We start from the raw sequence: 8,649 nt of genomic DNA, 5'->3' as shown, positions 1-8,649 counted from the left end.
CGCGATGGCCACCAGCTCCAGGGTCAGGGTCGCGCCTTGGGCCAGGCGTGGCAGCCACTTGATGATGACTTCCCAGTTCATTGCGCGGCCCTCATGAAGCCGCGAGCGGCGCGTTTTTCAAGGAAGTGCATGCCGGTCATGGCGACGATGGTCAGGCACAGGTAGATGCACGCGGCGACGGCGTAGAAGGTGAACGGTTCCTTGGTCACGGTCACGCCGATCTGCGCGTGGCGCATGATTTCTTCGAGGCCGATCACCGACACCAGCGCCGTGTCCTTCATCAGGATCATGAACAGGTTGCCCAGGCCCGGCAGGGCCACGCGCCACATCTGCGGCAGGATGATCCGCGAGAGGATGCGCCCCTTCGACAGCCCCAGTGCCAGGCCCGCTTCACGGTGGCCCTTGGGGATCGCCAGGATGGCGCCGCGGAACACTTCCGTGGCGTAGGCGCCGAAGCACAGGCCCAGGGCGATCACGCCGGCGGCGAAGGCGCTGAGCTCGAGGCCGGGCATGTTCAGGGCATCGCCGAGGCTGCTCATCAGCCCGACGGTGCCGAAATAGATCAGCAGGACCCACAGCAGTTCGGGCACGCCGCGAACCAGGGTCGAGTAGGTGCCGCCAAGCCATTGCAGTGGCTTGATGGTCGAGGTCTTGGCCAGTGCGCCGAGCAGTCCAAGGACCAGCCCCAGCAGCAAGGCACAGAGCGCCAGTTTTACGGTCATCAGGGTGCCAGCCAACATGGCCGGACCGAATCCGTGCAGGTCGATATTCATGGGCAGGGTGCGTTCAAGGGACCGGCACCGCGCAGCGGCGGTGCCAGTCGGGGCGTATCAGTAGATGCTGAACGGGAAGTACTTGTCGTTGATCTTCTTGTACGTTCCGTCGGCGATGATTTCCTTCAGAGCAGCGTTCAGCTTCTCACGCAGAGGGTCGCCTTTACGCACGGCGATACCGATCTTGTCGCTCTCTTCCACCGGATCGCCCTTGAACTCGTAGTTCTGGCCGTCCTTGCTCTTGAGCCACTCGTACTGCACGTACTTGTCGGCCAGGATGCCGTCGATGCGGCCGGCGATCAGGTCCAGGTAGGCGTTTTCCTGGGTGTCGTAGAGCTTCACGTCGACATCGCTGCCGTAGTGGTCTTCCAGCCAGGTGCCGGCCAGGGTGGCGCGCTGGGTGCCGATGGTCTTGCCCTTGAGCGAAGCCTTGTCGGTCTTGAAGTCAGCGTTCTTCGGCGCGATGAACTGCAGCTTGTTGGAGTAGTAGGGGTCGGTGAAGTCCACGGCCTGCTTGCGCTCATCGGTGATCGACAGCGACGACACCAGGAAGTCGAACTTCTTGGCGTTCAGGGCGGGGATGATGCCGTCCCAGTCGGAGGTCACGACCGAGCACTCGACTTTCATCTTGGCGCACAGGGCGTCGCCGATGTCCTTGTCGAAGCCGACCACGTTACCGCTGGCATCCTTGTTGTTGAACGGCGGGTAGGCCGCCTCGATACCCATGCGCAGTTTTTCCGCGGCCAGGGCGTTGGCCGACATCACCAGCGTGGCGGCAGCGGCCAGGAGGAATTTCTTGTAGGTCTGCATGTGTTGCTCCGTTTAGCGGTGGCTGGACATGAATTGCTTGCAACGCGCCGAGGTCGGGTTTTCGAAGACCTGTTGCGGCGATCCTTGCTCTTCCACGAGGCCCTGGTGCAGGAAGACCACTTCACTGGACACCTGGCGGGCAAAGTTCATCTCGTGCGTTACCAGCAGCATGGTACGGCCTTCGTCGGCCAGTGCGCGGATAACGTTAAGCACTTCCTGGACCATTTCCGGATCGAGCGCCGAAGTCGGCTCGTCGAACAGGATGACCTTGGGCTTCATGGCCAGGGTGCGGGCGATGGCGGCGCGCTGCTGCTGGCCACCGGAAAGCTGGGCGGGATAGCTGTGGCGCTTGTCGTGGATGCCGACCTTGTTCAGCAGCGCCTCGGCCGCTTCGATGGCCTCGGCCTTGCTCTGGCCGAGCACGCGGCGTGGCGCCTCGATGATGTTGTCGAGGATCGACATGTGCGGCCACAGGTTGAAATTCTGGAAGACGAAGCCGATTTCGCTGCGCAGACGGTTGATCTGGCGGTTGTCGGCGGCGATCAGGTCGCCGGTCTTGGTGGGCTTGAGCTTGAGCGCTTCGCCGGCGACGAGGATTTCACCCTGGTGCGGGTTCTCGAGCAGGTTGATGCAGCGCAGCAGGGTGGACTTGCCGGAACCGGACGAACCGAGGATCGAGATCACGTCACCGTCGCGCGCGGTCAGCGAAATGCCCTTGAGAATTTCCTGATCGCCGTAGCGTTTGTGCAGATTGCGGATTTCCAGCGCGGGCGTGGCCTGGGCCATGTGCGGTCCTCATGTGTTCGGGTGCGTTCCCAGCTGTTGGCGGCCTTCCTGGCGAGCGCAACGCTAGCATAGCGGCGTAATGGCGGCCAACCGGGTCGCAGCGGGCTCGGGTCGTTGGCGGGACAGTTTGTCGCATCGCTGCAGTGCAACGTCGCGCGGATGTCCGCAATGCGTTGCGCTTGGCACCGGAGCCTTGATGAAAAAAGGCGCGATGGTGCCAGTTTTGGGCGGGGGAGGGAAGGAGTTTCGGTTTTGTTCGGTGGCGCGCCCCCCGCCCAAACCGTAGGAGCGGGCTTGCCCGCGAAGGCCACACCACCGACTCAAGGTTGCACGCCGAGGTTGCACCTTTTGTGCCCCTGATCGGTGCAAAGGTGTTACCAAGGACTACCTTTAGTGCATTTGTAAGTGGGTATTTCAGTAATGCACACTTGGCCCGCGAGCCTCGATGGGCATTCGGTCAAACCCTGGCCAAATGCTCGCAAGGCCCCGCCATTCGGGACTGAGACATTATTCAGACGAATGATTTTCCTCGCTGGCGCACTTATTGCCAGCTGGAAAGCGCCGATTGCCAAGGCGTCTAAATCAACCCCTGGCGCGCTTCGTTATCAGCAATCGGGTGGTCCACTCCTTACAAAGGTAGTTTTATGAGCGGTAAGCACAATTCCAATGACCTCGCTCAGGGGCTCAAACAACGGCATGTCACCATGCTGTCCATTGCTGGCGTCATCGGCGCCGGTCTGTTCGTCGGCTCCGGCCACGCCATCGCCGCAGCCGGCCCGGCGGTCCTGCTCGCCTATGCCGCTGCCGGTACCCTCGTGGTGCTGGTGATGCGCATGCTCGGCGAAATGGCCGTCGCCTCGCCCGACACCGGTTCGTTCTCGACCTACGCCGACCGCGCCATCGGGCGCTGGGCCGGTTTCACCATCGGCTGGCTGTACTGGTGGTTCTGGGTGCTGGTGATCCCACTGGAGGCCAACGCCGCTGCAGCGATCCTGCATGCCTGGTTCCCGGCCGTCGACCTGTGGGCGTTCTCGCTGGTCATCACCCTGGCACTGACCATCACCAACCTGTTCAGCGTGAAGAACTACGGCGAGTTCGAGTTCTGGTTCGCCCTGCTCAAGGTGCTGGCGATCATCGCCTTCATCGTCGTCGGCTGCGCGGCCATGTTCGGCATGGTGCCGGGCAGCCAGGTCAGCGGTGTCAGCCACCTGTTCGATACCCAGGGCTTCATGCCCAATGGCCTGGGGGCAGTGCTGGCAGCCATGCTGACCACCATGTTCTCGTTCATGGGCACTGAAATCGTCACCATCGCGGCCGCCGAGTCGAAGGATCCAGGCAAGCAGATCAGCCGTGCGACCAACTCGGTGATCTGGCGCATCTGCCTGTTCTACCTGGTGTCGATCTTCCTGGTCGTGGCCATGGTGCCGTGGAACGATCCGACCCTTGCGGAAAAAGGCTCCTATCAGACCGTCCTGAGCCTGATCGGCGTGCCCAATGCCAAGCTGATCGTCGACATCGTCGTGCTGATCGCCGTCACCAGCTGCCTGAACTCGGCGCTGTACACGTCTTCGCGCATGCTGTTCTCCTTGAGCAAGCGTGGCGACGCGCCGGCCGTGGCCCAGCGCACCACCAAGGCGGGCACCCCGCACTGGGCGGTCATGCTGTCGACCGCTGCGGCCTTCCTCTGCGTGTTCGCCAACTTCGTCGCCCCGGCCCAGGTGTTCGAGTTCCTGCTGGCCAGCTCTGGCGCCATTGCGCTGCTGGTGTACCTGGTGATCGCCGTTTCCCAGCTGCGCATGCGTGCCCAGCGTGAAGCGCGCGGCGAGAAGATCTCGTTCAAGATGTGGCTGTTCCCGGGGCTGACCTGGGCGACCATCGCCTTCATCGTGGCTGTGCTGGTGGTGATGGCGCTGCGTGAAGATCACCGGATCGAGATCATCGCCACGGCCTTGCTGAGCATCGCCGTGGTGGCGGCAGGCCTCCTGCTGCACCGCAAACGCGGTGCTGCCGGGCAGGTGGCGCTGGATAACTGATCCGCACCGCGTAAATGAAAAGGCCGCGTCCTGTGAGGGACGCGGCCTTTTTCATGGGCGGCGAATCGCGATCCTGCTCAGGCGAAGCCTTGTTGGCGCCAGGCCTCGTATACCGTGACGGCCACGGTATTGGACAGGTTCAGGCTGCGGCACCCGGGGCGCATCGGCAGGCGCAGGCGTTGCCCGGCGGGCAGGCTGTCCAGCACCTCGGCGGGCAGGCCGCGGCTTTCAGGGCCGAACAGGAAGGCATCGCCTGGCTGGTAGGCCACTTCATGGAAGGGGTGCGAGGCCTTGGTGGTGAAGGCGAACAGGCGCGGTTGTCCCAGGCTCACCAGGCATGCTTCGAGGCTCTCGTGGCGCTTGAGCGTGGCATACTCGTGATAATCCAGCCCCGCACGACGCAGGCGCTTGTCGTCCAGCTCGAAGCCGATCGGCTCGATCAGGTGCAGGTCGCAGCCGCTGTTGGCGCAGAGGCGGATGATATTGCCGGTGTTCGGCGGAATTTCTGGTTGAAAGAGGATGACGTGAAACATGCACGGCTCCAGGCACGAAGATGACGAGCATTCTACCCTCGAACCGGACCCGCGTTCGAAGGCTTGGCCACGGGTGTTGCTGTCGATGGCGATCGTCGGCGTGATGGTGGGGCTGATGATCGGTCGCCTGACCGCGCCTGATGTGCGTGTGCTCGAGCGGATCGAGGTGGTGCAGGATGGCCTCGACCTGTGGTTCAACGAAGCTCCCAAGCTGCATGGCGAAAATGTCGAAGGTACGGTGGCCGTGGTGTTTCAGGCCGAAGGCAAGGCCCAGCGTGGGCAGTTGAACCTGCAGGGCAAGCCGGTGGGCTGGCGCTTGCAGCAGAGCGAGGAAGGGCTGGTGCTGACGGTGGTGGCCGCGCGTCCCCTGAGCGGTACGTGGGCCGCTGCAGAGGACGCTGGGCGCTGGCGGGTGCAGGTGAGGCTGCACGAATAAAAGAGGGGATGTCTCGGCCTGCCTGTACCAAGGTCCCCAAAACGGGCGATGTTGCGAATAAAAGAGGGAGTCCCGGCCTGCCTGTACCGAGGTCCCCAAAACGGGCGATGTTGCGAATAAAAGAGGGAGTCCCGGCCTGCCTGTACCGAGGTCCCCGAAACGGGCGGTGTTGCGAATAAAAGAGGGGGATATCCCGGCCTGCCTGTACCGAGGCCCCCGAAACTGGAGATACAGTACCTATTGCAGGGGGCGTGCCAGTTTTGAAAGGCCCGGAAATACTGGGCTTTCAGGGCGGTTTTGCGGGGATTGGAGGGGATTTGTGCCTTGCCGAGGTGCAAGTGGCACAGGATCGGTGCAGGGGAGGGCTGGAGGGGTAATGTGGGAGCGGGCTTGCCCGCGAAAAAGACACCGCGGTGCATGGCACGGGCTACGCCCGTGTTCGCGGGCAAGCCCGCTCCTACAGGAGCGGGGCTTGCTTTTGGATCGGTTGAGCGCAGCGCGACGCGTCAGACCTCAGTGATCCTCACCTTCATCGTCATCCCCGCCATCGACCTTCATCCCCAGCTCCTTGATCTTGCGCGTCAGGGTGTTGCGCCCCCATCCCAGCAGCACTGCGGCATCGCGGCGGCGTCCGGCGGTGTGCTTGAGCGCGGTCTCGATCATGATCCGTTCGAAGCTCGGCACGGCGCTGTCGAGCAGGTTCGACTGCCCGCGCGCCAGGGCCTGGTCGGCCCACTGGCGCAGTGCCTGCTCCCAGTTGGTGACCGGTGCGGCATCGTGCGGCAGGTTGAGCAGCTCTGGCGGCAGGTCGCCGATCAGCACTTCGCGGCTCGAGGCCATCACTGTGATCCAGCGGCAGGTGTTCTCGAGCTGACGCACGTTGCCAGGCCAAGGCAGGTTGCGCATGAACTCCTCGGTTTCCGGCTTCAGCAGCTTGGGCTCGACCGCCAGTTCCCGCGCCGCACGGCCCAGGAAGTGGCGGGCGAGGGCCGGGATGTCCTCGCGCCGGTCAGCCAGGCGCGGGATGTGGATGCGGATCACGTTGAGGCGATGGAACAGGTCTTCACGGAACTTGCCGGCTTGCACCAGCGATTCCAGGTTCTGGTGCGTCGCGGCGATGATGCGCACGTCCACCTTCACCGGTACATGGCCACCGACCCGATAGAACTCGCCATCGGCCAGCACGCGCAGCAGGCGGGTCTGGGTGTCGGCAGGCATGTCGCCGATCTCGTCGAGGAACAAGGTGCCGCCGTCAGCCTGCTCGAAGCGTCCGCGCCGCTGGTTGGCCGCACCGGTGAAGGCGCCTTTCTCGTGGCCGAACAGCTCGGACTCCATCAGGTCCTTGGGGATCGCCGCCATGTTCAACGCGATGAACGGCGAAGCCGCACGCGGGCTATGGCGGTGCAGGGCGTGGGCGACCAGTTCCTTGCCCGTACCGGACTCGCCGTTGATCAGCACGGTGATGTTGGAATGGCTCAGCCGGCCGATGGCGCGAAACACCTCCTGCATCGCCGGTGCCTCGCCGATGATCTCGGGCGTGCGGGCGAGTACGGGCGGCGCTTCGAGCGCCTGCTGTTCCAGGGCGTGCTGGTTGGCGCGCTTGACCAGCGACACCGCCTCATCGACGTCGAACGGCTTGGGCAGGTACTCGAAGGCGCCCCCTTGGTAGGACGCCACCGCACTGTCCAGGTCCGAGTGGGCGGTCATGATGATCACCGGCAGGCGCGGGTGCTGTTCGCGAATCTGCGCGAGCAGGTCCAGGCCGCTGGCGCCAGGCATGCGGATGTCGGAGATGATCACGTCCGGCTGCTGCCGGGCCAGTCGACCCATGACCCCGTCGGCACTGTCGAAGCTCTGGGTGGTCATGCCCTCTTGTTGCAGGGCTTTTTCCAGGACCCAGCGGATGGAGCGATCATCGTCGACGATCCACACGGTTTCACTACGGCTCATGGGGCTGTGGCTCCTTGTTCCAGGGGCAGGAAGATCGAGAAGGTGGTATGGCCGGCATGGCTTTCACACTCGATCAGGCCCTGATGCTGGCTGATGATGTTCTGGGTAATGGCCAGCCCGAGCCCGGTACCGTCCGGGCGCCCGCTGACCATGGGATAGAAGAGGGTGTCCTGCAGTTCTGCGGGAATGCCGGGGCCGTTGTCGATGATTTCGACCCGTGCCACCAGCCTGTGGCGCACATGGCCGATGGTGAACTGGCGCACCGCGCGGGTGCGCAGGGTGATGCGGCCCAGGCGCAGTTCGTTCTGCCCGCCGATCGCCTGCATGGCGTTGCGCACGATATTGAGTACGGCCTGGATCATCTGCTCGCGGTCGATCAGCACGTCCGGCAGGCTCGGGTCGTAATCGCGCACCAGGGTGATGCCGCCCTGGCTTTCGGCCTCCACCAGACTACAGACACGTTCGAGCACTTCGTGCACGTTGGTCATCGACAGCGACGGCAGCTTGTTCGAACCGAGCATGCGGTCGACCAGATTTCGCAGGCGGTCGGCTTCTTCGATGATGACGTTGGTGTAGTCGCGCAGACCGTCTTCGGGCAGCTCGCGGGCCAGCAACTGCGCTGCGCCACGGATGCCGCCGAGCGGGTTCTTGATCTCGTGGGCGAGGCCGCGCACCAGCATCTTGGTGGTTTCCTGCTTGCTCAGTTGCGCCTCTTCCTTGGTGATGCGCAGCAGGCGGTCGCGCGGGTGGACTTCGAGCAGCAGCAGGGTGTTGCCCTGGTGCAGGATCGGCGTCACGGCGTAGTCGACGGTGATGCTCTGGCCGGTCAACGAAGTCAGTTGGGCTTCGCGCTTAGTGAACGGGTGCGCCTGTTCCACGGCCTGGCGCAGGGAATTGAGCGCCTCGGTCGATTCGGTGAACAGCTCACTGATGAACTGGCCATGGCTGCGCTGGCCGCTGACGGCCAGGAGCATTTCCGCTGCCGGGTTCATGTACTCAAGGCGCAGGTCGCTGTTGAGCAGCAAGGTGGCAGTGGTCAGGTTGTCCAGGAGCAGACGGTGCTGTGCATCGCTGATGGTCATGGTGCGTGGTTGACCTCTTTTGGCGCTGTTCTGGCACATGGCGCCCCTGGCTCGACCAGGGGCGGGCACGCTGGTAATCCGCTGATAGCCTGAAAATGCAAGAAACAAACCAAGGCTCCGAAAAGAAGCGGAATTGCCCGATAAAGCGCTGGATATGCGCAAAATCGGCTCAGAAAAGCCTGGTTTACCGATTCTCCTGACCTAATTTGGGGTGCATTGCGGGGCGTTCAGCGGTTTTGTGCACCA

8 protein-coding genes and 1 pseudogene are annotated in these 8,649 nt (G+C 63.5%); 2 read left to right on the top strand and 7 right to left on the bottom strand.

The features are described from left to right. The 4 genes and pseudogenes from APH44_RS29930 to APH44_RS26565 all read right to left on the bottom strand — a co-directional run. Positions 1–81 (bottom strand): annotated as a pseudogene (locus APH44_RS29930) (ABC transporter permease); the annotation flags it as partial. Then, on the bottom strand, positions 78–773 hold the full coding sequence (locus APH44_RS26575; protein ID WP_054895293.1) for an ABC transporter permease: 696 nt from the start codon (positions 771–773) through the stop codon (positions 78–80). The pseudogene APH44_RS29930 and the gene APH44_RS26575, both read right to left, overlap by 4 nt. A 57-nt stretch (positions 774–830) precedes the next feature. Continuing rightward, on the bottom strand, positions 831–1,583 hold the full coding sequence (locus APH44_RS26570; RefSeq protein WP_054895292.1) for an ABC transporter substrate-binding protein: 753 nt from the start codon (positions 1,581–1,583) through the stop codon (positions 831–833). A gap of 12 nt (positions 1,584–1,595) precedes the next feature. Beyond that, positions 1,596–2,369 carry an ABC transporter ATP-binding protein gene (locus APH44_RS26565; protein WP_054895291.1) on the bottom strand — a complete coding sequence of 258 codons (774 nt, stop codon included), beginning with the start codon at positions 2,367–2,369 and terminating at the stop codon, positions 1,596–1,598. 644 nt (positions 2,370–3,013) lie between these two features. Here APH44_RS26565 and gabP point away from each other — a divergent pair. Beyond that, positions 3,014–4,402 (top strand): GABA permease, encoded by a 1,389-nt coding sequence (gabP, locus tag APH44_RS26560; protein WP_054895290.1) that lies wholly within the window; start codon positions 3,014–3,016, stop codon positions 4,400–4,402. Between the two features lie 77 nt (positions 4,403–4,479). Here gabP and trmL read toward each other — a convergent pair whose 3' ends face one another. Beyond that, positions 4,480–4,935: a tRNA (uridine(34)/cytosine(34)/5-carboxymethylaminomethyluridine(34)-2'-O)-methyltransferase TrmL gene (gene trmL / locus APH44_RS26555; RefSeq protein WP_054895289.1), complete on the bottom strand. Its 456-nt coding sequence runs from the start codon at positions 4,933–4,935 to the stop codon at positions 4,480–4,482. Between trmL and APH44_RS26550 the strand changes: the two genes are divergently transcribed. Beyond that, positions 4,934–5,371 (top strand): hypothetical protein, encoded by a 438-nt coding sequence (locus APH44_RS26550; protein ID WP_054895288.1) that lies wholly within the window; start codon positions 4,934–4,936, stop codon positions 5,369–5,371. The two genes, trmL and APH44_RS26550, sit on opposite strands and share 2 nt — an antisense overlap. Positions 5,372–5,884: 513 nt before the next feature. On the opposite strand, the gene ntrC is transcribed toward APH44_RS26550, so the two are convergent. Further along, on the bottom strand, positions 5,885–7,321 hold the full coding sequence (gene ntrC, locus APH44_RS26545; protein ID WP_054895287.1) for a nitrogen regulation protein NR(I): 1,437 nt from the start codon (positions 7,319–7,321) through the stop codon (positions 5,885–5,887). Further along, positions 7,318–8,403, bottom strand: coding sequence for a nitrogen regulation protein NR(II) (gene glnL, locus APH44_RS26540; RefSeq protein ID WP_054895286.1), 1,086 nt, complete (start codon positions 8,401–8,403; stop codon positions 7,318–7,320). The genes ntrC and glnL overlap by 4 nt, the downstream gene beginning before the upstream one ends. Positions 8,404–8,649: the final 246 nt, after the last annotated feature.

It is taken from the genome of Pseudomonas sp. NBRC 111143, assembly GCF_001320965.1.
In the GTDB taxonomy this organism is placed as follows: Bacteria; Pseudomonadota; Gammaproteobacteria; order Pseudomonadales; family Pseudomonadaceae; genus Aquipseudomonas; species Aquipseudomonas machongensis.
This window is presented reverse-complemented; position numbering and strand designations above follow the sequence as displayed.